Below are 24981 nucleotides of genomic sequence, written 5' to 3'. Positions count from 1 at the left end.
AAAAAAGCCCCGCTATGCGGGGCTTTTTTTTATACAAATTTATTAATTTTGCGCGTATTGGCGCTCAAGCGTAACAGCTTTTGATTTTAGGCTCGCCAAACTTAACCGTTCAGCACCAATTTTCTCATCATAGTGTTCCGTTAACCGATCGATTTTTTGCTGCAGTGCAACCAACTCTTCAGATTTGGGAAAGCTGCGACGCAGTTTATACAAATCTACTTTAAGCTCTTCTAATCGTTCTTGTTTTTCTTGTTCAAGCTTAGTTATTTGAAACTCAACGAAGCGGCTTTGGCGTTTAATGGCGTCAACTTGTTGCTTAAATTCACCGCGCGTACCACTCATCGCGGTGCCAATTGGGCGCATATCTACCTGCTCAGCTTCATCGGCACAAGGAAACTGGCTAAATTCGACTACGCCATTTTGTTCACACTTATACACCGCTGCTTGAGCCGAAAACACACCAAATAACAATAAGTAACTAAATTTCATCATTTACTACCCCACTAATGAACAGTAAATGTACAGAAAGCTTGCCGGCTTCGCAAGCCAACCATCGCACTTATTTTGAACTTTAGCTTAATCTTATTGCTTTACCGGCTATTTATGTAAAGCCGTTTTCATAAAGTTAGGCCAGGCTGACGCGGCCTTGTGTATATCTACGTTGTAATATTCGGTGCTAAATGGCGCGTCGGCAGCATCCGCTTCGCGAAACCCAGTAAATTCACCATCTTTACGCGCTAAAGTGCACGTCCACCAACCCGATGGATACACCATTTGCGGAAACAGTAAGGTTTGTAAGGCTGCAAAACCAGCGTCTTGCATGGCATCGCGCATCGCTTTAAGCAGTGGCATATGAATAAGCGGTGACTCACTTTGCTGCACTAAAATACCACCCTGACGCAAGGCTTTACGGCAGCTATCATAAAATGCGCAGTTAAATAGACCTTCGCCGGGGCCAATAGGATCAGTAGAGTCAACAATAATGACATCGATAGATTCAGGCGCAGCTTCACGCATAAACTTAATGCCGTCAGCAAAAGCCAAGGTTGCACGTGGGTCGTTATTAGATTGGCATAGCTCAGGAAAATACTTTTCTGCCATGCGCGTAACTTGCTCATCAATATCAATTTGCGTTACTTGTTCGATGTCTGGGTGTTTTAACACTTCGCGCAAGGTGCCGCAGTCACCACCACCAATAATAACCACATTTTTTGGCTTGGCGTGGGTAAACAACACAGGGTGGCTAAGCATTTCGTGGTATAAAAAATTATCTCGGCTACTTAACATTATTACGTCATCAATAACCATAAGATTACCGAAATGTGTGGTTTCATACATTTCAATTTTTTGAAATGGTGACTGCACTTCATCAAGCTTTTTAGTGACTTGCAGGCCAAAAGCACTGCCACTGGCAGCAAAAATTTCAGTGTACCAATTGTTATTAAAACCAGACATATTTCTTACCCCTACGGTTACAGGGCGCGTATTGTGCCTTTTACTGCGGTGACACTCAAATATTTCGTGTTTTTTGCTGTATCTTAGCTATATAAACTTTAAACTATACCCATATTAATTTTTAAGGAACAACAATGGCTGACTGGGGTACTGAAAAAGCACGCTCTATCTATAACGTAGCGGTATGGAGTGAAGGGTATTTTGACGTCAACACCGATGGTGATTTGGTTGCTTATCCAGATATGGATCATAGCAAAAAAGGCATCAGCTTTCCTGAGCTTACCGCGCGCTTTAAAGAAGAAGGCTTAACTCTGCCGGTGCTAGTACGCTTTACTGATATTCTGCAGCACCGTGTAGATACATTAATTAAGTCTTTTCAACTGGCGAAAGCCGAAAAAGAGTATCAAGGCGAGTATACGGCGGTTTACCCCATTAAAGTTAACCAACAGTTTTCTGTAGTAAAACGTTTAATTAGCCACGAGAGCGGCAAAGTAGGCCTTGAAGCTGGCAGTAAACCGGAACTAATGGCTATTTTGGGCGTGACCGAAACCCCACTACAAATTGTTTGTAACGGCTATAAAGACAGTGAGTTTTTACGCTTAGCAACCATTGGTCAAATGATGGGGCACACTGTCTATGTGGTAGTAGAAAAACTGTCAGAACTAAAAACTTTACTACGCGAAATTGATAACCTAGGCACTGCACCACGCATTGGTATTCGTATTCGCCTCAATTCAGTTGGTAAAGGTAAATGGCAAAATACCGGTGGTGAAAAAGGTAAATTTGGTTTAACTGCCACGCAAGTACTGCAAGCTATTGATATACTGCGCGATGCCAATAAGTTGGATTTATTGCAGTTAGTGCATTTTCATATTGGCTCACAAATTGCCAATATCCGCGATATTCATAATGCTATTCGTGAGTGCGCTCGCCATTATGCCGAATTGCGTACCTTAGGCGTGCCTATTACAACGGTGGACGTTGGTGGTGGTTTAGGTGTTGATTACGAAGGGTCGAAATCGCGTTCAGCTTGTTCAATGAACTACACGATGTACGAATATGCTCGTAACGTAGTGAATGGTTTAAAAGAAGTGTGCGACGAGTACGACTTACCACACCCGAATATTATTACTGAGTCTGGCCGCGCCATGACAGCACACCATGCCGTATTAGTAACGGATGCGATTGATATTGAACGTGCACCCGGCTTAGTAAATTTACCTGAGCCAAGCGAAGACTCGCCAATGGTAATTTTAGGTTTGTGGGAAGCTTACCAAAATGTAACACCGCGCACCGCGATAGAAGCTTATCATGATGCAGTGCATTACTTTACCGACGCCCATGCGCAGTATGTACATGGTTTACTTACGTTAAAAGATTGGTCGCTACTAGAGCAAATTTACTTTGCCACTATTAACAAAGTAAAAGCTAACCTAGATATGACCGCACGGTCACATCGCTCAATTCATGATGAACTGAATGAAAAGTTAGCGGACAAGTTGTTCGTTAACTTCTCACTATTTCAGTCAATGCCAGATGCGTGGGGTATTGATCAGCTGTTTCCAGTCATGCCATTAGAGCGCATGAACGAGCCGCTTGATCATCGCGCCATTATTCAAGACATTACTTGTGACTCAGACGGGCAGCTTAAAAGTTATGCCGATGGCAACGGTATAGAACCTAGTTTGCCACTACCACTATATAAAGAAGACGAGCAATATTTGCTTGGTATGTTTATGGTGGGCGCGTACCAAGAAATTTTAGGTGATCTACATAACTTATTTGGCGACACTGACTCAGTGCACGTTGAACTAACCGAAGACGGTGGCTATAAGCTTACTAATAGTATTAAAGGTGATACCGTAGCAGATGTACTGCGCTATGTGCAATTTGACGCTTTAAAACTGATTGCATCGTACACTAACCAGCTAGCTAAGTTAGATATGGCCGACAGCAAAAAAGATGAACTGTTAGATGAATTAAAAGCTGGCGTTTATGGTTACACCTATTTTGAAGATTAAGGTAAACTAATTACTGATCCGATGTGTTAACAGCAGGCTTGCCTGCTGTTATTATTTTTACGGTACCGTAATTTATAGCGGTTACACATATCAGGTATTATTATGCTGAATTTCTTACCCCACCCTGTTACGGGTACGCTGTCATTACTGCTTTACATTGCTAATACTTTATTTTGGTTTGTACCAATTATGCTGTTAGCTCTATTAAAATTGCCACCTATTACTCGCTGGCAAAGCTGGATGACCTATCTATTAGATGCCTGTGCAGTCGCGTGGATCAGTGTTAATAACTTTACTACTCGCCTATTTACACGAATTCATTGGCAGGTATCTGGGCTAGAAAAACTGTCACGAAAAGACTGGTATTTGGTGTTGGCAAACCATCAATCATGGGCTGACATTTTAGTATTACAAAATGTGTTTAATCGTAAAATTCCATTTATTAAATTTTTTTTGAAAAAAGAATTAATTTACGTGCCTTTCTTAGGCCTGTGCTGGTGGGCGTTAGATTTCCCATTTATGAAACGCTACAGCAAAGCCTTTTTACAGCGTAACCCCCATTTGCATGGCAAAGATATTGAAACTACTCGTAACGCTTGTCGTAAATTTGCCTTTAAGCCTGCAGCGATTATGAATTTTGTCGAAGGTACTCGCTACACGCCACAAAAGCATCAACAGCAACAATCACCTTATACAAATTTACTAAAACCTAAGGCCGGCGGAGCAGCCTTTGTGCTGGGTGCAATGGGTGAGCAATTGCATAAAATTCTTGATATTACTATTTGTTATCCTAAAGGTACGCCCAGTTTTTGGGATTACATCTCCGGCAAAGTTCGCGATATCACTGTCCAAATTAATATTATTCCCATTACTCCAGAGCTATTAGGTGATTACAATGACAGCCAGTACCGAGAACGGTTTCAGCAGTGGATCAACCAACTATGGCAGCGTAAAGATCAGCAACTACAAGAATTAAAACCGGGAGTTAAGCGGTAATGTTAAGTTTTTTACCTAGTTGGTTATTACTACCTTTTAGCTTAAGTTTATTCGCTTTAAATTTAGCCTTATGGGGACTGTTAGTTACACCTCTGGGTATTATTAAACTCGTGCTACCATTTAAAATAGTGCGCCGCCTAACTGCGTTTGGTGGCAAAGGCTGCTACCGCGGCTGGACGCTATTTAACACTGCTTTAATTAATGTATTTAACAACGTTAGTTGGCAAATACAGGGCGCTCAAGCCTTAGATCAGCACAGCTGGTATTTGCTTATTTCTAATCATAAAAGTTGGTTAGATATTCCAGTAGTGAGTCGCGTTGCACATCGACGGATCCCTGAACCAAAATTCTTTTTAAAAGACGAGCTTAAATGGTTGCCCTTTTTAGGCACAGGCTGTTGGGCGCTCGATATGCCATTTATGAAACGCTACAGCGCAGCGCAATTGGCAAAAAAACCGCAGTTAAAAGGTAAAGACATAGAAACCACGCGACGGTCGTGTCAAAAATTTAAAACAGTACCTACAACTATTATCAACTTTGTTGAAGGCACCCGTTTTACCGAGCATAAGAAATTACACAAACGCAGCCCGTTTCAATTTTTACTGCCGCCTAAAGCTGGCGGTATTGCTTTTACCTTGGCAAGTATGGGCGAACAGTTCGATGCTCTGTTAGATTTCACTATCCTTTACCCCGATAATCAGCAGCACGCTGCACTGGACATGCTAATGGGCAAGCTAAAACGCATTGTGGTGCATGTAGATACGTTACCAATAGATGAAAATGTTATTGGTGACTATTTTAACGACGAATCGTTTCGTCAACGTTTTCAACTCTGGCTTAATCAGCGCTGGCAGCGCAAAGAGCTGTGGATCACGCATTATTATCAAGCTAATAGCACAAGGGAACCTTCGGAGCAATTACCATGTTAAACGATTTCTTAATTACACTAGCACAGCTGCTTATGCTGCCTGAGCAGTGGCATAACACCTTTATTTTTAGCTGTAATATTATTATTGCCATTACTGTCGTTTTTCTTAGTTTTATACTCGGCCGTATGTGGATAAAACCGATACTGGCACACGTTTTAGATAAACTAGACGGTCGTTTAACGCATGAAACCGCAGAAGAGCGACGCAAGCTATCCAGTTATATCGCACACTTGCTGCCACCATTGGTATTGCAAATGCTAATGCCGTTACTCTTTACCCAGTATCCACAATTATCTGCTGGGCTAAGTGTACTAATCTGGTTGTACTTGTATGTGTTTATTGGTTTAGTAGTTGCTGCTGTAATCGACTTTATTGCCAAAACCTACTCATTATTAGCAACTAATCCCACTATTCCTTATCAAGGCATCGCCCAGTTATTAAAATTATTAAGCGTTATGCTGTTTGGTATCTTAATTGTTAGTACCGCCTTAAATAAGTCGCCTACTTTATTGTTAAGCGGTTTAGGCGCGTTAACTGCAGTGCTGTTATTGGTATTTAAAGACGCCATTCTCGGCTTTGTAGCCAGTATTCAAATTGCGGTTAATAACATGGTAAATGTGGGCGACTGGATTGAAATGCCTAAATACGGTGCCGACGGTGACGTAGTGGAAATTGCCTTAACCACTGTAAAAATTAGAAACTGGGATAAAACCATCACTACCGTGCCTACTTATGCACTTATTTCTGACTCGTTCAAAAACTGGCGCGGCATGCAACAATCAGGTGGCCGACGGATTAAGCGAGCAATTAACATTGATATTAATACCATTCGCTTTATTAATGCCGAAGAGCTAGAAAAACTAGGCCAACAGCAACAACTGAAAGATTTTTTTCAGCTGCCCGATATTAAAACTTTGCTACACAGCAACGACGTAACTAACATTGCCTTATTCCGGCATTATGTGCGTTGGCGTTTAACCTTAAATAAAAACATTAACCAAGAAATGACTTTAATAGTACGCCAGTTACAACCAACAGAAGTAGGCTTGCCGGTAGAGATATATTGTTTTAGTGCTGATAAGCAATGGGCAAACTATGAGGGCATTCAAGCCGATATCTTTGATCGGTTATTTGCTATTTTGCCGGTATTTGATTTAGCGGTATTCCAACGCATTAGCTCACGGCAAGAAATGGTAGTAAGGCATTAACGCTGCTTTGTAGCGCTAAGCAGCAAGTTACGCGGCGTGATCTGGTAGTTACATAACTGGGTCACGCTGACATCATAGCCATGTTGCTGCAAATATAAGGCTCTATCTAATACCAGCCAAAGTTCTAATGGGCGGCGAAACAAATGCCTTACTAATTCTATGCGCAGCACCAACGCAGCGCGTTTTGTGCCACGCTGTAAATATAGTGCCCAATCAACCTCTGCTGGCAACCGCAATTGATGCTGCTGCGCCGCCCATGCGGCAAAATTGGCAAACTCGCCACTAAACCAATGCTTAGCCACTGACGCTAGCGGGCGATACTTTTTATCAGCGCTAATATCGGCGCGTAACTCGTCATAAGCTAGGCGCCACAGCACCTCGGTAAACCTTAACTTTTCAATCCGTTCACCCGCCGTTACTTGGCCTTGTACTACCAGCTTTAAATCATCTTTACTTAGCTGCAAATTAAGCTGCGTACCAATATTGGACATTGGCTGGTACTGCACTTCGCTAATCAAGTGATAACAACAAGGTACTAATTGCAGTTGTTGGCAACCATGCTGTACTGCTTGTTGCAGCATGGAAATATGTAACTGGCCACAAGCATGCAGCGCAACAATGTGCTGCTGGCTATGTAGTACGTTATTCAGCGGCGCTGTTAGTACATCCGCACAAACAAATTGCTGCGCTATGTGGTGTTTTTCTGCCAGCGCGGCACCGTCATCACAGAGCTGTTGTTGCCACTCAATGCTAGTAACTGCTTGGCCAAAGCGATGTGCCAGCATACGGCCTAAATGCCCTTTACCTGCGCACCACTCCAGCACAGGTAATTGGCTAGGACGCCATTGCCGACACACGGCATCAATTTGCTCTAGCTTGCGCCCAGCAATACCATTTTCTAACCAAAAAGGCATTGCGCTTAGTGCAGTATCATTACTTGGTAAGCTAGGCAACTTAGCTAACTGATACAACTGTGGAAAGAGATCAGCAAAGTATTGCTGTTGTAATTGGCTACTTTGATCAATTGCGTTAACTTGCTCGGCATTAAGTGACAACAAGCGCTGTATTAAGTCTGGCTGCTGCCATGGTAAGACGTCACAAGTAAAAGGTAGCAGCTGCCAATAAGGCTTATATTGTTGTAGCACAGCGCTTAATTGCTGAAACTGCTGCACTAAAGAATTAGCCATAAATAACTGTCACCATTTTGTTAACGCCAAGCTTGAGTTTTATAGTAAGGCCGTTTGTAACAGTGCTATGATAGTTTATACCGCCAGCCACACCAGCAATTTATTACCGCTGCTCGTACTCAGGAATACACATGACAAAATTAGAACGTATTATGCACGTAGAGGACGACCTTTCCATTCAGCAGGTAGCAAAAATTGCTTTAGAAGCCGTTGGCGGCTTTACCGTTTTTACTTGTAGCAGCGGCCAGCAAGCATTAGCCGAATATCCATTAATCACGCCACAACTTCTTTTGCTAGACGTAATGATGCCTGGCATGGATGGCCCTACTACCTTACAAAAATTGCAACAGCAATATGATTTAAGCAAAGTACCAGCAATATTTATGACGGCAAAAGTGCAAGACGCTGAAATAGCATCGTATAAAATGCTTGGAGCGGTAGCTGTGCTAGTAAAACCATTTGACCCAATGACATTGTCAGACCAAATTCGCCAGATTTGGGCCGACTTTCACCACTAACTCGGTTAATACAACAAACTGTATAACTTACGACGATATTGGCTAGCTACAGCATCCCCTTTGGGCAACGCCGCTAAAATATCTAAATACAGTTTTTTACTGGCACCAAAATTAAGGTCCTGTAGCAATATACTCAGCAATAATGCCAGCGCCTCTTCACTACGCTGCACCGCCTGATACTGCACGGCTAATTGTTCTTTTACTTCATTACTATCTGGCGTGGCCGCCAACGCTGCTTCTAACGCTTGAATTTCTGGCGTATCTGCCGCTTCTTTTGCTAGCTCTAACTTGGCAACAACCGACTTATATAAGCTATCTTGCTGGGCTAATTTAATTTCACCTAATAAGTTTTCAGCTTGCGTTAGTTGACCCAAACTAATTGAGGTGTCAGCTAGCCACAGCTTTATTTCAACCCGTTCTGGTGCCAGAGCTAATGCTTCTTTTAGTAACGGATAAGCGCCAGCATAATCTTGAGCCGCCAATAGCTGCTCAGCTTGAGCCAGCAAGTTATCTTCTGGTTTGGGTAAATACGCGGCCAACTTAGCACGAATAGCTTGCTCAGTTTCTACGCCAGCAAAGCCATCAACTGGTTTGCCGTCTTTAATCATCATTACTGTTGGTAACGATTGCACGCCAAACTGCATGGCTAAATCAGGCTCTTTATCACAGTCGACTCTGGCTAATAACAGCTGTTGCGGATACTGCTGCACTATTCGCTCTAGTACTGGGCTTAGCTGCAAGCAGCCCTCACTACGCGTTGACCAAAACTGAAATAACACCAACTTTTGCATAGAAATATCTAGCACTTCGCGAGCATTATTAAGCGACACATCAACAATAAATTGTGACATAAAACAAATCCTGTACTGAGTAGCTAATAAACCTATTACTTAGCAATATGTGGGCTTAAGTGCACCTTTGCAACCCTTATTAAACCTGATGTAAAGTCGTGGTAACTCTGCCTCTGGTATTACTCGGGGTGAGAAAACGCTAGCGCTTTAGTTCAGCATATTGGCTAGCTAAATTACACCGCTAAACCACAGTAAAAATAGCAGCGCAAAGCCACTTAGGTACAATAAGCCCGCCCAGCTGAGCAACCTAAGTGGCCAGCTCAGCGTTATTGCGCCGTTGCCACGCATTAAACTGTAATTTAGCCAGGCAAATATCGGCGTGGTTAAAAAAGCTAAAGTCATAGCAAAGGTTAGCATTGGTGCCAGCGCAGCTTTAAAAAATAGTATCACCGCCATACCACAAGCCGCCTGTGCCAGTAACCAATAGTGTAATGCTGCCTTATGCGTTATCCAACCTAGCTGCGAAAACGACGCATGTAAGGTGCGCGCATAACCATCTAATACGGTAATAGTAGTACCAAACATACATAAGAAAGCGATCAACGCAACTAATGGCCGTGCCCAGTCACCAATGGTACTGGCATACATATCTATAAGTTGCTGGGCAAAAGCACCACCCGCCAAGGCAATACTTTGCTCGTTACCATATTGCACCAGCGCACCCAGCGATAAAAATACCAACGCCAATCCAGCGGTAAGCCAATAGCCTAAGTTAAAGTCGAGCAACCCCTGTTTACGGCTAATAGGCATATCTCGTTGTTTGGCTTGTAACCATAACGAGCTAATAGCAGAAATCTCGATTGGCGCAGGCATCCACCCCATTAGTGCAACTAAGAAGCCTAAACCAGCTAATGTCCATGGCGACGGGCCAATATAACCAACCGGTGCTTGCGCGCCATTTAATACCGCAATAATGGCAGCAATAACGGTGCTAACCGTTAACAGCAGCATAATAACCTTGGCCACGTTATCTAGTGCTTTGTAATGGCCCAGCAGCAAAATAAATAAGCAACTGCCTAAGATTAACCAGCATAATAAAACCACTGATAAATTACCCGGCAGCGCATATTGCAACAAGCTCGCGGTAAGCAGTAACACGCCGGCAGTATTAACCACCGCGGCAATAATATTTAACACAATAAAACTATAAAAATAGCCCCGGCCTTTGCGCTGATAACCCATTAATAGGCTTTCTTGCCGCGTTAGCGTGTATTCAACACCAAAGCGAAAAAACGGGTATTTAAGCACATTAACTAATAAAATTAGCCACGCCAACTGCCAGCCAAACAACGCGCCAGCTTGAGTAGATGCCACTAAATGCGAGCCACCAATAGCGGCGGTTGCCATTAAAATGCCAGGGCCAAGTGCTTGAATGCGGCTGCGCCAAACTGGTATTGCTGCTTGCATCGGGTTATCACTAAAAGAGTATTTCTATTGTGCCCCAGCTTAGCGAAAGCCTTAGCTAAATACTATCCAGCGCCGGTTTTTTCTGTTCAGCATTGGCAAGTTCAGCCAGATATTCCATACTGGTGCACGCACTATAATTAGGAGGCTCGCATGAGCGAAGAGCTACTCGACCAAGCAATGCTATTTGAAGTGGTAGAAAACCAATTAGCCGACAATTACCCAAAACAAGTAACTGAAACACTAATGCGGTTAAGAATGAAAAGCCACAGCAGAGAGCAAGCCATAGAGCTAATTGCCTGCGCTTTGGCGCCAGAAATGATTGATGTAATAGAGCACCAACAAGACTTTAACCTAGAGCGCTATGTTGCTCATTTAGCATTACTACCAGAAACCCCATGGCTTGGAGATGACGCATGACCGATCTTACAATTAGCCACCAGCCGGAACAACAACGCTTTGTGCTAACCCAAGGCAACGCTGAAGCCGTGCTGGACTACACACTAAATGGCAGCAGTATTAATTTTCATCACACCTTTGTACCACCCGAATTTCGTGGCAAAGGCTTAGCCGAAAAGCTTGTGCGTCACGGTTTGGCCTGGGCCAACACACAACAATATCAGGTACATGCCAGCTGCTCTTACGTGCAACGGTTTTTGCGTTAGCGATGCCACCACGTATCAGAGTAGGCAAAGGCATTATGTCAAAATAATGCCTCCAGTTATCGCTATAAAGTAGTGATCCGTACCAACACTTTTGGACACTTTGCTAAGCGAGTACAATCGCTTAACGAGGTGAATAATGTCAACAAAGAAAATCCGCAAAACACATACCGCTGAATTTAAAGCTGAAGCCCTGAAACTGGCAGATAAGATTGGTGTTGCAGCCACCGCCAGAAAATTAAAACTGCATGAATCTCAGTTATATAACTGGCGTACTGCGGCGGAGAAAAAGTCTACCACCAGTGAACGAGAGTCGGAGCTTGCTGCTGAAGTTGCCCGTCTGAAGCGCCAATTAGCCGAGCAGGCAGAGGACTTGGCCATCTTAAAAAAGGCGGCCACCTACTTCGCGAAAAACCAAAAGTAGCCCGGTTTGAGTTTATTCTGGAGCATCAGCACCTGCTCTCGTTAATCAGAATGGTGGCGGTGCTTCAGGTATCGCGTAGTGGGTATTATGCCTGGCGTAAAAGCGGCCTGACGCCGCGTCCAAGGGCGGTGAAACGTGCCGAGCGTGATGTGCTGATAAAGGAAGCGTTTGACGCTTCCAAAGCGCGTAATGGTTCCAGGCGCATTCAGGTTGACCTTGCTGAGCATGGCAAGAAACCGGATATCAAAACCATACTGAACAGCATGGAGCGCCAGGGTTTAGTGGCTAAAGCTGCCCGCAAGTTTAAAGTGACGACCGACAGCAAGCATTCGCTGCCAGTCGCCCCAAACTTGCTTGAGCAGGACTTTAGCGCAACAGGCCCGAACCAGAAATGGGTCGGTGACATCACGTACCTGATGACCAGCGAGGGCTGGCTGTATCTGGCGGTAATCATTGATCTGTATTCGCGTGCAGTAATTGGCTGGTCGATGAGCAACCGTATGACAGCAGATCTGGTGTGCAGCGCATTGAACATGGCTTTGTTCCGTCGCGGCTTCCCGAAAAAGGTGATCGTTCATAGTGATCGCGGCAGCCAATATTGCTCGCATGATTACCGTGACTTGATTACCAAGCACCAACTGGTGCAAAGCATGAGCCGTAAAGCCTGGTGCTGGGACAATGCCTGTGCGGAAAGCTTCTTCCACTCATTGAAGGTTGAAGCAATCCAGGATGAGCCGATAATGGATCGTGAAACAATGCGCCAACACGTTTTTGAATACATTGAAGTTGATTACAATAAGACCAGAAGGCATAGTGCCCTTGGCTATCTTAGCCCAGAGAATTTTGAATTGAAGAACAGTGCTTAGTGAAGTGTCCACTGTTGCTGGTACAGATCAGTTTGCGTTAAGCCATCACATTGGCTATCAAGCTTAAGTTGCTGTAACTCAGCGTGCATGCTGGCATGTTGCATAGCGGCATGCCACAAATTGAGCAGTAAATGTTGATTATAGTGCTGTAACTGACGTCGTTGTTGCTGCCATATATTCTGCTGTAATAAGGTATTACAGCGCAACTGCACCATATCAGCACTGAGCGCTTCAACGTGTAATTGCTGCGCCAAGTAATACGAATGTGGCTTAGCTTGCTGTGATTCAATCATAATGCACTCTTCACATTTACACGGCTATAACTAGAAATCGGGCTAAGTAAATAATGAACACCTAGCCCGAATAACCCATATCAATACCTATTATCAGTAATAGATAATACGGCGCTTAAAATATCAGCTGTTTAGCATTAACACTTTTAACACCTCTAATATTCTGAGCTAACTCAATGGCTAATGCTTGCTCTGCACCACTATCAACGTTGCCCGCTAAGGTAACTATACCTTTATCGGTATTAACTGAAATATCGGAGCTATTAACGTTGCTCGAATACATAAAAGTCGATTTTACCTTAGTTGTGATCCAACTATCGGCAATGACTGAACCGCCTTCAGCACTGGTTTTGCTGTAACTTTTACCGTTGGCCGCTTTATCACTAATTACGATTCGATTATCAACTGACCGTACACCTTTGGTATTCTTTGCTAAAGTTTCTGCATGTTTTTTAGCCTCTGCCGAAGTAACACTGCCCGTTAGCTCTACCTTGCCATTGTTAGTGCTTACTTTGGTATCCATACCTTCGGTATACTTACTCCATAGCAGTTTCGACTTAACCGCTGACGTAATGGTGGCGTCATCAACAACATCAGCATAACCGCGCGTATTACTGCGGTTTGGTGCCTTATAGTCGGCTTCGACTTTAATTTGGTTATCTACTTTTTTTATGCCGTTAACGCCCTCGGCAATGGCTTCAGCCAAATCTTTTTGCACATCTTCTGCCACGTTACCTGTTAGCGTAGCTTTGCCGTCTACAACACTAATACTAAGATCGGTAGCCCGTAAATAAGGGCTAAGTGCATATGTCGTCCAAATTTGTGCCTCTTGCCGCGCATTAACCACCGGCCCAGCTTGATCCTTATCATCGGCATACACTGCACCGCTGCTAAGAGCTAACGACACCGCCGCTGCTAGCAGTAACTTTGCATTTAACGTATTCATTTTATAGTCCTTTAATGAAGAAACAGCGTACACCGGTAACAAGTATTGTCGTGCCGGCAACCCTTTATGGCTATGCTGTGTGGCGGCAACTATCTAAAAAGGTTTTTACCTGTTTGTCGGCCGCATCGCTAGCAATGTGGTAGTGCTTTTGCACTAAGCCAGACAGTTGTGACGGATTGCCGTCGCTGCCTAAAATCTCTGCTTCGCTAAGTTTACCCCACTGCGTTTTTGCAGCTTTAACTTGTTGTGGCCATTTTTTTTGGCCAGCAGCCGGTTGTGTTGCCTTATCGGCTTTTACATCCATACTGGTTTTATTTGCGGTTACATCAGTCTTAGCATGGCCATCCTGTTGCATGTTGGCGTCAGCTTTTATTTTCGTATCCGCTTTATCGGTATGGTCAGCTTTTTGTGGTTCGTTATACTTGTTCATATAAACCTCGTTGCTAGTAAGGCCGTTGCAACACTGCATTGGCTACCCACACACTTTAGGCGACTGTAACTAAGCTGTCGGTGCGCCAGCGCACTTAAAAGCTGCAATCACGTTTCAAGTGTGACAAATTACACGGTTTCAGCTATACAATGTTAACGTTAAGCTATTGAAACTTACGTAAACCTAGGTCAAAAAGAGCAAAACAATGAAGGCATTAGCTTTAGTCACTATTCATGGTATGGGTGAAACTACACCCGATTATGCAGATAGATTATTTGCTCAATTACAACGCACACTCGGCACGACCGCAGAACAGCTGTATTACAACAATGTGTATTACCAAGACTTATTGCAATATAACGAACAACGGGTATGGCAAGCAGTAGGTTCGCGTTTACGTTGGCGTGTGCTGCGTCGCTTTATGTTGTTTGGTTTTGCCGATGCCGCAGCGTTAGAACATAGAAAAGAGCAGCCACATAGTTTGTATCACTATGCCCAGCTTAAAATTGCTCGAGCGCTGTACCGAGCCAAGCAACAGCTAACAAACGACGGTAAGCTGGTAATGCTAGCGCATTCGCTAGGTGGGCATGTGCTGTCATGCTATTTATGGGACGCTCAACAAGCTAAGGCCGGCAGCAAACCTGCAGCGGGGATCTGGCGTGATATAAAGCGTTACCAAGCAGGTATTAGTGGTGACACGCCATTAACAGATGAAGATATTGCCTTTATACGCGGTGATGCAATGGTGGCACTTATTACTACCGGCTGCAATATTCCTATTTTTGTTGCCGCGCATGCAATGGAGCAAATTATCCCCTTTACCAAGCCTAACCCCAGCTTTAGTTGGCACAATTACTATGATAAAGATGATGTGCTCGGTTGGCCGCTTGCTGAGTTGTCGGCCGAGTATGCCAACTTGGTAACCGATATTGAAATAAATGCCAGTGCGGGCTTTTGGGGGTGGCTATCAGCAAGTTGGAACCCGCTATCGCATAATCAATACTGGCAAGATAAAACTATGCTCGAAGCTATTGTTTCTCGATTACGACTATTAATTAAATCTAAATAATCATGCGCTAACGCAGAGGTAAATATACCGTGACCACTAGGCCGCCAAAGGCATGATTATGCAAGGTTATATCGCCATGATGCATATCAACAATCTTTTTAATAATCGCTAAACCTAAACCAGAACCGCCACTACCTCGGGCTACATCGCCTTGAGTAAAGGGTTCAAACATCGCCTTCATTTGCTCCTCAGGAATACCAGGCCCGTGATCACGCACTTGTAAGTACACACGCTTACGGTTGCGTTCAAAACCAGTGCTAATAGTGATATCACCATCGCTATAACGCAGCCCATTTTCTAGCAGGTTATTTAGCACTCGCTTCATTGCCACACGTCGCAAGGTTACTTTAGGCAAGTCATCCATTAACTCGGTGGTAATGCTACGCTGCTGCAAGTGTTCAGCCTGCACTAGTTCATGCACTAGCGTATTTAGGCTTTCTTTTTGTCCGGGTTCTTCTTTGTGATGGCGCAAATAATCAATAAACTGGTCAATAATGGCATTCATATCTTCAATATCGCTAACAATGCCATCGCGGATCCAGTTATCCGGTTCTTGCATCATTTCTGACGCTAGGCGAATACGCGTTAACGGCGTGCGCAAGTCGTGTGACACACCCGCCATTAACAAGGCGCGATCTTGTTCTAGCTGCTGAATGCCACGCGCCATATAGTTAAACGCCTTGGTTACGGCAATAACTTCGGTTGAGCCTTTATTTTCCGCCAGCGGCGGTGGAAAATCACCACGCCCAACTTGTAAAGCCGCCTGCTGTAAGCTCTTTAAAGGTCGGTTTAACTGCCGAGCAAACAGCCAACCACCAACCACACTTAGCACGCCTATTATCAATAAATAAAAAGTTAGCGGTGAAAAATCAGTTTCGTCTAGTCCGGTTAATGGCACTTTTATCCAATAGTTTGGCGCTTGCGGTGGCTGCACCCAAAAGGCATAAGAGTCACCTTGCGCTACCCGCACCTCTGCCGCGCCACCTAGCTCGCGCGACATTAAGTCAGAAAAGTATTTGTAATAAATTGCCTGCGCCAAACCTTTCTGTAGTGCTTGCGCCTCAGAATACACTTCAATACCAGTAACGTGTTGAAAGCGCTCGGTAAGCTCGGAAGAAAGCAGTGGCTCGGTTTGGTTACTATCAATAAATACTACTTTAATTTGCTTGGCAATTAAGTGGTTAATTTGTTGGGTGCTGGGTTTAATAACGTAGAATGCTACCGACAAATACGACATTAGTTGGTTAATTAGCAACAAAAAGCCAATTAAAAAAACCGTTTGACCAAAGGCGCTGCGGGGCAACAAGCGCATTTAGGTAACGTTACCATCGGGTACAAACACATAACCTAAACCCCACACCGTTTGAATATAGCGTGGGCTGGCGGCGTCATCTTCTAGCATACGTCGCAAGCGTGATACCTGTACGTCGATACTGCGTTCCATCGCAGAATAGTCGCGGCCGCGAGCCTGGTTCATTAATTTATCCCGAGATAATGGCTCCCGTGGATGACTAACCAACACCTTTAGTACCGCATACTCGCCGCTAGTAAGTGGCAATAGCTCATCACCTTTACGCATCTCGCGGGTGGCTAAATTAAACTTAAACGGGCCAAATTCAATCGTGCTTTCTAATTGGCTAGGTGCACCCGGTAACTCTTTGCTTTTACGGCGCATTACTGCACGAATTCGTGCTAACAGCTCGCGCGGATTAAACGGTTTTGGTAGGTAATCATCGGCGCCCATTTCTAGGCCAATAATACGGTCAACCTCATCGCCTTTTGCCGTAAGCATAATAATAGGTATTTCATTTTCTTGCTGGCGCAGCTTACGGCAAATCGATAAGCCATCTTCGCCGGGTAACATTAAATCTAATACTAGCAAATGAAAATTCTCTCGCTCCATTAAGCGCTGCATTTGCTCATAATTACCGACACTGCGCACAATATAGCCCTGCTCAACTAAGTAGCGTTCAAGTAAGTTACGCAAACGCACATCATCGTCAACAACGAGAATTTTCGGGGTTTCTAAACTTGCCATAATAAAGCTTCCATACTCTTTGATATGTTCTATCGTGTTACTATATCGCTGTACTATAAACAAAAATACAGCTTCGGCAAAATCAGCTCGGTATTTATGTCATTTGTTACTGCACCTTGGCAAAAGCTGCTACCATCAGCAGCAAATTTATTTAGCTTTAATGAACTATGCGCACCAATTTAATTACCCGCGAGGGCTATGACGCTCTACAGCACGAACTTAACTATTTATGGCGTGAACAGCGCCCCGACGTTACGGCTAAAGTCGCTTGGGCGGCTAGCCTTGGTGACCGTAGTGAAAACGCAGATTACAAAGAGAACAAACGCTTATTACGCCAGATAGATTCACGTATACGTTTTCTGCGTAAGCGTATTGAAGCCGTTAAAATTGTTGAATACTCGCCGCAACAAGACGGTCGAGTGTTTTTTGGCGCTTGGGTCGACGTTGAAAACGAGCAAGATGAGCAGCTAAGCTTCCGTATTGTTGGCCCAGATGAAATATATGGTCGTAATGATTACATCTCGATAGATTCACCCATGGCACGTGCGCTGCTGAAAAAATCGGTAGACGACGAAGCTATAGTGCCCACGCCTACCGGCAATAAACTCTGGTTTATTACCAGCATCCGCTACAACAATACGGCAAGCTAAACGACAACAAATTGGATTTTTTGCCGCACAAAGGTGACAATCGGCTTATATTATTGCTTTTAGTCTGACGTTTCTCGCCTACGGGTACTTTTTAATTCAGGAATTTTCTTTTTATGTCTATGATTGTTAACCAGATCGCAGCAGAAATTGCCGCGCGTCCCGAGCAGGTATCTGCAACTATTAAATTGTTAGAAGAGGGCTCAACCGTACCCTTTATTGCTCGGTACCGTAAAGAAATTACTGGCGGCCTAGACGATACGCAACTACGCCATCTTGAACAGCGTTTAACCTACTTACGCGAGCTTGAAGACCGTCGTCAGGTAATATTAAAAACCATTGACGAGCAAGGCAAACTAAGCCCTGAATTAAAACAAGACATACTAGCAGCAGATAATAAAACCCGACTAGAAGACTTATACCTGCCCTACAAAGCTAAGCGCCGTACCAAAGGCCAAATTGCTATTGAAGCCGGCATTGCACCATTAGCCGATGCGCTACTGCAACAGCCCACACTCAACCCTCAACAAGCAGCACTGGCCTATATCAACGTTGATGCTGGTTTTGCTGATGAAAAAGCCGTACTAGATGGTGCTAAGTACATTTTAATGGAACGCTTTGCCGAAGATGCCAATTTGCTAGCCCGTTTGCGCCAGCATTTAGCCCAGCATGCGGTACTAAAAAGCACGCTAGTAGCAGGTAAAGAGCAAGAAGGCGCGAAGTTCCGCGATTACTTTTCCCATACCGAAAGTTGGAAAAACATTCCATCGCACCGCGCATTGGCTATGTTTCGTGGTCGTAATGAAGGCGTACTGCAGTTACAACTTATTCCTGATGCTAATGAAGAAACTGCACATAGTTTGTGCGAGCAAATGGTCGCTAGCCATTTTCAAATAAAAGACGAAGGTCGTGCCGCCGATGGGTTTTTACGCACTGCAGTGCAATGGACGTGGAAAGTTAAACTACATTTACATTTAGAAAACGACTTACTAGGCGAGCTGCGCGAAAAGGCGGAACAAGAAGCTATTAAAGTGTTTGCGCGTAATTTAAAAGATTTATTAATGGCGGCACCAGCCGGCATGCGTAATACATTGGCGCTCGATCCTGGCCTTAGAACGGGTGTTAAAGTAACGGCAATTGATGAAACCGGTAAGCTATTAAGCCAAACCACGATATTTCCGCACGCGCCACAAAACTTATGGGATAAGTCGGTACGAGTGCTGGCCGCACTATGCCAACAACATAAAATTGAGCTAATCGCTATCGGTAATGGCACTGCTTCACGCGAAACTGACAAGCTGGCCGCTGAGGTGATGAAGTTATTACCTGAGCAGCATAAAATTCAAAAAGTGATGGTGTCAGAAGCCGGTGCATCAGTGTATTCCGCATCCGAGCTTGCCGCGCTAGAGTTCCCAAATTTAGATGTGTCATTACGCGGTGCCGTATCTATCGGCCGTCGCTTACAAGACCCACTAGCAGAGCTAGTAAAAATCGAACCTAAAGCCATAGGTGTTGGCCAGTATCAGCACGACGTTAACCAAAGCTTGCTAACCAAGTCATTAGACGGCGTGGTAGAAGATTGCGTAAACGCCGTCGGTGTTGATTTAAATACCGCATCAGCACCGCTATTAGCACGAGTGGCAGGCTTAAACAAAACACTGGCACAGAATATTGTGGTTTATCGCGACACCAATGGCCGCTTTAACGAACGCAAACAACTATTAAAAGTACCAAGACTAGGGCCAAAGGCGTATGAACAAGCAGCGGGTTTTCTGAAAATTAACAATGGTACTAACCCGCTAGATGCCTCGTCGGTGCACCCAGAAGCTTACCCACTAGTTGAAAAAATTCTGAGCGCACACCAAAAAACGGTTGAGCAAATTATTGGTAATAGCAGCTTTTTAAAAGATATTGATGCAAAAGCATTTGCCGATGAGCATTTTGGTGTACCTACTATTACCGATATTTTAAAAGAGTTAGATAAGCCGGGCCGCGACCCACGGCCTGAATTTAAAACAGCCAGCTTTAAAGACGGTGTAGAAACCTTAAAAGATTTGAAGCCAGGTATGCTGCTTGAGGGCGTAGTAACTAACGTAACCAACTTTGGTGCCTTTGTTGATATTGGCGTACACCAGGACGGCTTGGTACATATTTCATCATTAACCGATAAGTTTGTTAGTGATCCACATCAGTTAGTAAAAGCCGGTGACGTAGTAAAAGTGAAGGTACTCGACGTTGAAGTTGAGCGTAAACGTATTGCACTAACGATGCGTATGGATGAACAACCAGAGCCTAAATCGCAAGACAAAGCGCCAACCCAACGTCATCAAAGCGCCAGAGCCGCGGCACCACGGCCAGCAAAGCCGGTAGATAACAACGCGGCTATGGGTAATGCCTTTGCCGATGCTTTTGCTAAATTGAAAAAATAAACTACCCGTCCACGCCAGTTATTACCGTTAGTAACTGGCGTTTTATTGTAATAATGGGTGGCTTAACTTATAAATATCTGCTCGCGGCTGCATGGGTAATTCTAAAAATAACCGATTATTATCAGGGTCATAGCTCATTACCGTTAGTAAGCTCAGCATATCAATTGGCAACAGCATCATGTCCTGTGTGGTCGATGTTTTTATATTATAAAAACTCAACAGCATTTTTTGTGACTGTTGCTGCAAAAAATAAATACCGTTATTCGCATAAGCCCAAGCGATTCTGGCACTAAAAATATGACTAGGTAGTAACATTTTCTCGGTTTGGTCTGGTAGCAACTGCCACAAACCACGATTACGACCTTTACTAAAATAAAACTGATCTTTTGCAGGCATTTGTGCCCAGACACCACCATTAGTGGTTAGCTGGCTAACAGCGTTAGTTTTCAGCTCAAACTTAAATAAATTGTTGTTATAACTATAAATAATAGCGCTGTCGTCATACCACCAACTAAGCTGGCCATGCCAACTTACCCCCGTTGCTAGTTGACTTAATTTACCCGTTGCCACTTCTAACAGCATTAGCTTATCATTTTGCTGTTCAGGTAAACGACCAACAAAAGCAATAAAGCGGCCATCATAAGACCACTGCGGATACTTAACCATACCGTTTAACTGGGTTAATTGAGTTCGCTGTACCATGTCAGGATCAGACATCCATATTTCCATGTTTCCCGACTCGTTACTCACATAAGCAATAGCTTTTTTTGCATGGCTGTAGTTAGGATGCTCATAACGTTCGTCTGCCGTTGTTAAGCGTACTATAGCGGCTGGTATGCCTTGGTTCACGGGTAAATAACCTAACTGAGGTACATAAGTGCTACTGAAAAAATACACGTCGCCATTTGCCGCTATTTTGCTTGGCTCGGCAAAGTTATCAATATCTAAGTTGTAATGTTGTTTATCGGTAAGATTAAACATAAAGGCTTGGCGCTTACCATGCAGCACAGAGGCATAAACTAATCGCTTGCTATCAGGGTGCCAAGATACACCTAAAATATCTTCTTGATCTTCTGTCAGTTTTTCTTCTTCATTGGTAGCCAAATTTAATAAATAAATATCTTCTGATAAACGATGCGCGCGACGCGTTAGGGCTAAATACTGGCCATCGGGCGAAAAGGCTACTTCACGCACGCGATACTGACAATTGGCATGACAAGGCAACAGTTTAGGCTCGGCCTCAGGGTTTTGTAAATCGAGCAAATAGACGTTTGTACCATCTGGCGCCACCTTGCCGCTATAAACCAAGTATCTGCCATCTACCGACTCATCCATATATACCTTACTATGCCGGCCGCAGGTTGCTATTTCTGTGGTAGCTAAAGTTAGCGTATCTAGTCGCATGATATGGCATTCGCCATACACCTCGGTTTTACTTGAGTAAAATATCGTGCGGTTGTCTTTGCTCCACAGCGCACTACTTTCGTCGTTACTGCTAAACGTCAACTGCTTAGGCGTATAGTTCGCGTCTTGTAAATCAATAAGATATAAATCAGAAGGTGTAGATAGCTTGCGCCAAGTAAAAACTAAATAGCGGCCATCAGGTGATAATGCCGGAAAAAATGCTCGGCCAACACTATTGGTTATTTTACTAATAACTGGCGCCGCTAGGCTTTTTTCAGAGAAAACCCAATGCTGACCGGCCAAAATGACTATTGCTGCAATGATAAACATTAATCCAAACCACACTTTACGCCATGAGCGTTGCTTGGTTGAGCCTTGGTTAGTGTTTTCACTAATTGTCGCGTTGTACTGCGGAGCTTCGGCTAGGCGATAGCCTTTTTTCCTGATCGTAGTAATTAAATCAGCAGCATTAAACTTTTGTAAGATATTACGCAGCTGCCAGATTGCATTAGTAAGGGCTTTTTCGCCAACGTAATTATTACCTAACCAGACATTATCTATCAGCTGTTCGCGACTAACCAAAGTGGGATAGTGCTGCGCTAAATACACCAGCACTTCCATTGGTTTTAACTGCACAGAAACCTGTAATTCTGAATTAGAAATGGTTAATTCAGCTGGGTTAATAAGTAACCCAGCTAAAGAAAATGTCTGCTGCATAATTAAAAACTACCAATTGGTTGTAACAAGTTATGGCTCTGTTACCAAATACTACCATAGTGAATAGTTAATAACGCGCATTAGCACATGCTACTGGCTATTCTGTCGAATTTTGCTGCATAGCCGGTGTTGCTTTAAGATATTGTGCCAACCACTGTTGTTGCTCCCACAACAAACGTAATGCCGATTCCCGAGCTTGATAATGATGCCCTTCTAGCGGCAGCATAACGAGCCTTGATACCTTACCTAACCCCTTTAATGCATTAAACATGCGTAATGACTGCTCTGGATGAGTACCAGAATTTGCATCGGCTTGGCCGTGGATCATTAATAACGGGGCGTTAATTTTATCAGCATGAAAAAACGGCGACATATCAGTATATATTTGCGGTTGCTGCCAAAAATTACGCTTTTCTGATTGAAAACCAAAAGGCGTTAAACTGCGGTTATAGGCACCACTACGCGCAATGCCTGCAGCAAATAAATCAGTATGGGCCAATAAGTTTGCTACCATAAATGCGCCATAAGAATGCCCGCCTATGGCAATATTGCCGCGCTCAGCCACGCCCATTTTAACTAAGGTATTAATCGCTGCCTCAGCATTAGCAATTAGCTGCGGTAAAAACGTATCATTGGGTGCGGTGTCTTCATCAGCAATAATTGGCATACTAACCTGCGCAAATACCGCATAGCCTAAAGCGACATAGGCCTGGGCTCCTGAAGCAGATAACTCCATAAACCTATGACTGTTCGCTGTTTGTTGTTCGGCGATGGCAACAGAATCGTACTCTCGTGGGTATGCCCACATAAGTACAGGTAACGGCCCCATTGCGCTATTGTAGCCTGCTGGCAAATATAACCAGCCATTGAGTTTTACACCATCGGCACGCTGATAGTTAACCTGTTGTCGGGTTACGTGCTGATAACTCGGTGCCGGATGAGCCACACTCACTCGCTTAACCACGTTACTGGCGAGTTGCTGATATAACTCTGCTGGTTGCTGTAATTTTTGTTGCGAATAAAAAATATTGCCATCATCAATAAGATCAATAAAGCTATCTTGTGCATCTGACGCGGCGCGCCATAACAAGGTTTTACTGTCGGTGGTTAATGACACGATATTAAGCTCTTGCGGTTGCAGCTCATTATCATCTGACAACAAGTACATCTCGCCACGTGCAGTTTGTTTAAGTACTTGCCGATGATATTGGTTAGTTGTTGTCAGTAGACGGCCCGGTAAACCGGATTGGTCTTTAGTGTGTCGCTGATACCAAATGCGGCCAGGCTCAGCAAGGCCGTCAGGAAAAAACCAAGCCCGCTCTTGCTTTGTGTTGCTATCGGCTTCATACAGCACGGCTAACCGGTTGCTTGACCACTGTACTTTGCTAAACCGCCAAGCTAAATCATGAAGCTTCTCGTGCTCAGCCTTAAAGGGCGCTGGCCATTGCCATAGCGCTTCTTTAAAAGCTTTATTGGTATGTGCGGCAACCCAATACAAAGTTGCCGGCTGGTCCGCGCGCCAGGCAATATGCTTTAATCCGGGCCGAGTTTTACGGCTCTCATGTACACCTTGTTGCTGTAAATTAACTATTTTATTTCCGCTAATACTGTAAATATCTTGGCTACGGCTAAAATTATCCGCTTGCACCAGATAAGAGTATGGCTGCAGTATTTGGTCAACTAACACATATTGATTATCGGGCGATAAGGCAAAGCGATATAGCGGTAATTGTAATAACGTTTTACTGCGTAAATTCGTGGACACTTGCACTAAACGTGATTGAATTAATTGAGAAAACTGAATGTTATCATTTGGTGAGCTAAGTAACATTTGATAAGTACGTTGCGGTTCTTTGTCTGTGTTACTTTCGTACACGCTGGGTAACGCAGTGGCTATTAGCTTCGTGTCGGCTTGATGTTCTGCCAGCATCACGATTGCTGAACTATCGGCTAACCATTGATATTGAATACCAAAAATGGCATTTAAGCGCTGCTTATCTTGGCGCTGCTTGCCATTTTTTAAATTTATAAACTTAATAAACAAGCCCCGTGGCTCGGCCATTACCACACTAAGCCAATTTTCATCTGGCGAAAGCTTAGGCGCATATAAGCGTTGCTTAGCTAGCGCATTAATTTCAAGGTGCTGTGCAGTAATATTGTGCTGCAAGCTAATTTTTTTATAACCATTGCCTAAACCAACACTCAGTTGCTCAAGGTTAATACGTAAACCCGCAAGCTCTGCTGTGGCATAGCGTAATTCGGCGAGATCTGGCCGGTCGGCATTTTCAGTTTGTATTAACCAGTTGTTATTGGCTGATAATTGCCAGTGTAGTTGGCTACTATTAGCAACAAGCTGGGCCAAGCGGGTATCGGGTTGTTGATACGACAACGCCAGCAAAGAGCATGGCAATAATAAAATAATACTAATAATTAAACGAAACATTAAGCTACCCAAAAAATTAAGCTCCGAAATCGGAGCTTAATTTA

At 44.0% G+C, this 24981-nt stretch carries 23 protein-coding genes; 11 read left to right on the top strand and 12 right to left on the bottom strand.

Features of this window, described 5'->3' with window-relative positions; translation table 11 throughout:
- Positions 1–42: 42 nt before the first annotated feature.
- The gene (locus E0Z06_RS00800) at positions 43–492 is read right to left on the bottom strand and encodes a DUF4124 domain-containing protein (protein ID WP_132581005.1); all 450 of its coding nucleotides are present in this window, start codon (positions 490–492) and stop codon (positions 43–45) included.
- Positions 493–597: 105 nt separating this feature from the next.
- The gene (gene speE, locus E0Z06_RS00795) at positions 598–1455 is read right to left on the bottom strand and encodes a polyamine aminopropyltransferase (RefSeq protein ID WP_132581003.1); all 858 of its coding nucleotides are present in this window, start codon (positions 1453–1455) and stop codon (positions 598–600) included.
- A gap of 134 nt (positions 1456–1589) precedes the next feature.
- Here speE and speA point away from each other — a divergent pair, with 134 nt between their 5' ends.
- The 4 genes from speA to E0Z06_RS00775 all read left to right on the top strand — a co-directional run bounded on the left by speA (position 1590) and on the right by E0Z06_RS00775 (position 6609).
- Entirely contained in the window at positions 1590–3476 is a 1887-nt protein-coding gene (speA, locus tag E0Z06_RS00790; protein ID WP_132581001.1) for a biosynthetic arginine decarboxylase, read from the top strand.
- A gap of 102 nt (positions 3477–3578) precedes the next feature.
- Positions 3579–4472, top strand: coding sequence for an acyltransferase (locus tag E0Z06_RS00785; RefSeq protein WP_132580999.1), 894 nt, complete (start codon positions 3579–3581; stop codon positions 4470–4472).
- On the top strand, positions 4472–5401 hold the full coding sequence (locus E0Z06_RS00780; RefSeq protein WP_132580997.1) for an acyltransferase: 930 nt from the start codon (positions 4472–4474) through the stop codon (positions 5399–5401). The genes E0Z06_RS00785 and E0Z06_RS00780 overlap by 1 nt, the downstream gene beginning before the upstream one ends.
- Positions 5395–6609 carry a mechanosensitive ion channel domain-containing protein gene (locus E0Z06_RS00775; RefSeq protein ID WP_132580995.1) on the top strand — a complete coding sequence of 405 codons (1215 nt, stop codon included), beginning with the start codon at positions 5395–5397 and terminating at the stop codon, positions 6607–6609. The genes E0Z06_RS00780 and E0Z06_RS00775 overlap by 7 nt, the downstream gene beginning before the upstream one ends.
- Here the strand turns inward: E0Z06_RS00775 and E0Z06_RS00770 are convergent.
- Entirely contained in the window at positions 6606–7796 is a 1191-nt protein-coding gene (locus E0Z06_RS00770; protein ID WP_132580993.1) for a methyltransferase, read from the bottom strand. The two genes, E0Z06_RS00775 and E0Z06_RS00770, sit on opposite strands and share 4 nt — an antisense overlap.
- A gap of 131 nt (positions 7797–7927) precedes the next feature.
- Between E0Z06_RS00770 and E0Z06_RS00765 the strand changes: the two genes are divergently transcribed.
- On the top strand, positions 7928–8314 hold the full coding sequence (locus tag E0Z06_RS00765) for a response regulator (protein ID WP_132580991.1): 387 nt from the start codon (positions 7928–7930) through the stop codon (positions 8312–8314).
- A gap of 5 nt (positions 8315–8319) precedes the next feature.
- Here the strand turns inward: E0Z06_RS00765 and E0Z06_RS00760 are convergent, their stop codons facing one another.
- On the bottom strand, positions 8320–9165 hold the full coding sequence (locus E0Z06_RS00760; protein WP_132580989.1) for a tetratricopeptide repeat protein: 846 nt from the start codon (positions 9163–9165) through the stop codon (positions 8320–8322).
- 168 nt (positions 9166–9333) lie between these two features.
- Positions 9334–10572, bottom strand: coding sequence for a divalent metal cation transporter (locus E0Z06_RS00755; protein ID WP_132580987.1), 1239 nt, complete (start codon positions 10570–10572; stop codon positions 9334–9336).
- Positions 10573–10722: 150 nt separating this feature from the next.
- On the opposite strand from E0Z06_RS00755, the gene E0Z06_RS00750 reads away from it, so the two are divergent.
- The 3 genes from E0Z06_RS00750 to E0Z06_RS00740 all read left to right on the top strand — a co-directional run bounded on the left by E0Z06_RS00750 (position 10723) and on the right by E0Z06_RS00740 (position 12521).
- Positions 10723–10989 (top strand): hypothetical protein, encoded by a 267-nt coding sequence (locus tag E0Z06_RS00750; RefSeq protein WP_132580985.1) that lies wholly within the window; start codon positions 10723–10725, stop codon positions 10987–10989.
- Positions 10986–11234, top strand: a complete 249-nt coding sequence (locus E0Z06_RS00745; protein WP_132580983.1) for a GNAT family N-acetyltransferase — start codon at positions 10986–10988, stop codon at positions 11232–11234. Before E0Z06_RS00750 ends, E0Z06_RS00745 begins: the two co-directional genes overlap by 4 nt.
- A gap of 136 nt (positions 11235–11370) precedes the next feature.
- Positions 11371–12521 (top strand): IS3 family transposase gene (locus E0Z06_RS00740; protein ID WP_132580981.1). Its coding sequence is split into 2 segments (ribosomal slippage): positions 11371–11611 and positions 11611–12521, totalling 1152 coding nucleotides; the frame shifts between segments, so codons are not numbered across the junction.
- On the opposite strand, the gene E0Z06_RS00735 is transcribed toward E0Z06_RS00740, so the two are convergent.
- The 3 genes from E0Z06_RS00735 to E0Z06_RS00725 form a co-directional block, all read right to left on the bottom strand.
- Positions 12518–12814: a hypothetical protein gene (locus tag E0Z06_RS00735; RefSeq protein WP_132580979.1), complete on the bottom strand. Its 297-nt coding sequence runs from the start codon at positions 12812–12814 to the stop codon at positions 12518–12520. The genes E0Z06_RS00740 and E0Z06_RS00735 overlap by 4 nt on opposite strands.
- Positions 12815–12929: 115 nt before the next feature.
- Entirely contained in the window at positions 12930–13760 is an 831-nt protein-coding gene (locus tag E0Z06_RS00730) for a BON domain-containing protein (RefSeq protein WP_132580977.1), read from the bottom strand.
- Positions 13761–13830: 70 nt separating this feature from the next.
- Complete coding sequence (locus E0Z06_RS00725; protein ID WP_132580975.1) at positions 13831–14190, bottom strand: hypothetical protein; 360 nt, start codon at positions 14188–14190, stop codon at positions 13831–13833.
- A 205-nt stretch (positions 14191–14395) separates the two neighbouring features.
- Between E0Z06_RS00725 and E0Z06_RS00720 the strand changes: the two genes are divergently transcribed.
- The gene (locus E0Z06_RS00720) at positions 14396–15259 is read left to right on the top strand and encodes a hypothetical protein (protein ID WP_132580973.1); all 864 of its coding nucleotides are present in this window, start codon (positions 14396–14398) and stop codon (positions 15257–15259) included.
- A 7-nt stretch (positions 15260–15266) separates the two neighbouring features.
- Here the strand turns inward: E0Z06_RS00720 and envZ are convergent, their stop codons facing one another.
- Together envZ and ompR are read right to left on the bottom strand one after the other, a co-directional pair.
- A complete protein-coding gene (envZ, locus tag E0Z06_RS00715) occupies positions 15267–16571 on the bottom strand; it encodes a two-component system sensor histidine kinase EnvZ (RefSeq protein WP_132580971.1) in 1305 nt (434 codons plus the stop codon).
- A complete protein-coding gene (gene ompR / locus E0Z06_RS00710) occupies positions 16572–17297 on the bottom strand; it encodes a two-component system response regulator OmpR (protein ID WP_132580969.1) in 726 nt (241 codons plus the stop codon).
- 167 nt (positions 17298–17464) lie between these two features.
- Here ompR and greB point away from each other — a divergent pair, with 167 nt between their 5' ends.
- Positions 17465–17947: a transcription elongation factor GreB gene (greB, locus tag E0Z06_RS00705; protein ID WP_132580967.1), complete on the top strand. Its 483-nt coding sequence runs from the start codon at positions 17465–17467 to the stop codon at positions 17945–17947.
- A gap of 113 nt (positions 17948–18060) precedes the next feature.
- The gene (locus E0Z06_RS00700; protein ID WP_132580965.1) at positions 18061–20373 is read left to right on the top strand and encodes a Tex family protein; all 2313 of its coding nucleotides are present in this window, start codon (positions 18061–18063) and stop codon (positions 20371–20373) included.
- Positions 20374–20415: 42 nt separating this feature from the next.
- Here the strand turns inward: E0Z06_RS00700 and E0Z06_RS00695 are convergent, their stop codons facing one another.
- Both E0Z06_RS00695 and E0Z06_RS00690 read right to left on the bottom strand, forming a co-directional pair.
- Positions 20416–22494, bottom strand: a complete 2079-nt coding sequence (locus tag E0Z06_RS00695) for a winged helix-turn-helix domain-containing protein (RefSeq protein WP_132580963.1) — start codon at positions 22492–22494, stop codon at positions 20416–20418.
- A 97-nt stretch (positions 22495–22591) separates the two neighbouring features.
- Positions 22592–24937: a prolyl oligopeptidase family serine peptidase gene (locus E0Z06_RS00690; RefSeq protein WP_132580961.1), complete on the bottom strand. Its 2346-nt coding sequence runs from the start codon at positions 24935–24937 to the stop codon at positions 22592–22594.
- Positions 24938–24981 lie beyond the last annotated feature (44 nt).

Source organism: Rheinheimera sp. D18 (assembly GCF_004345025.1).
In the GTDB taxonomy this organism is placed as follows: Bacteria; Pseudomonadota; Gammaproteobacteria; order Enterobacterales; family Alteromonadaceae; genus Alishewanella; species Alishewanella metallidurans.
Note: the sequence above shows the minus strand (reverse complement) of the source record. Positions and strands in the feature narration are given on the sequence as shown.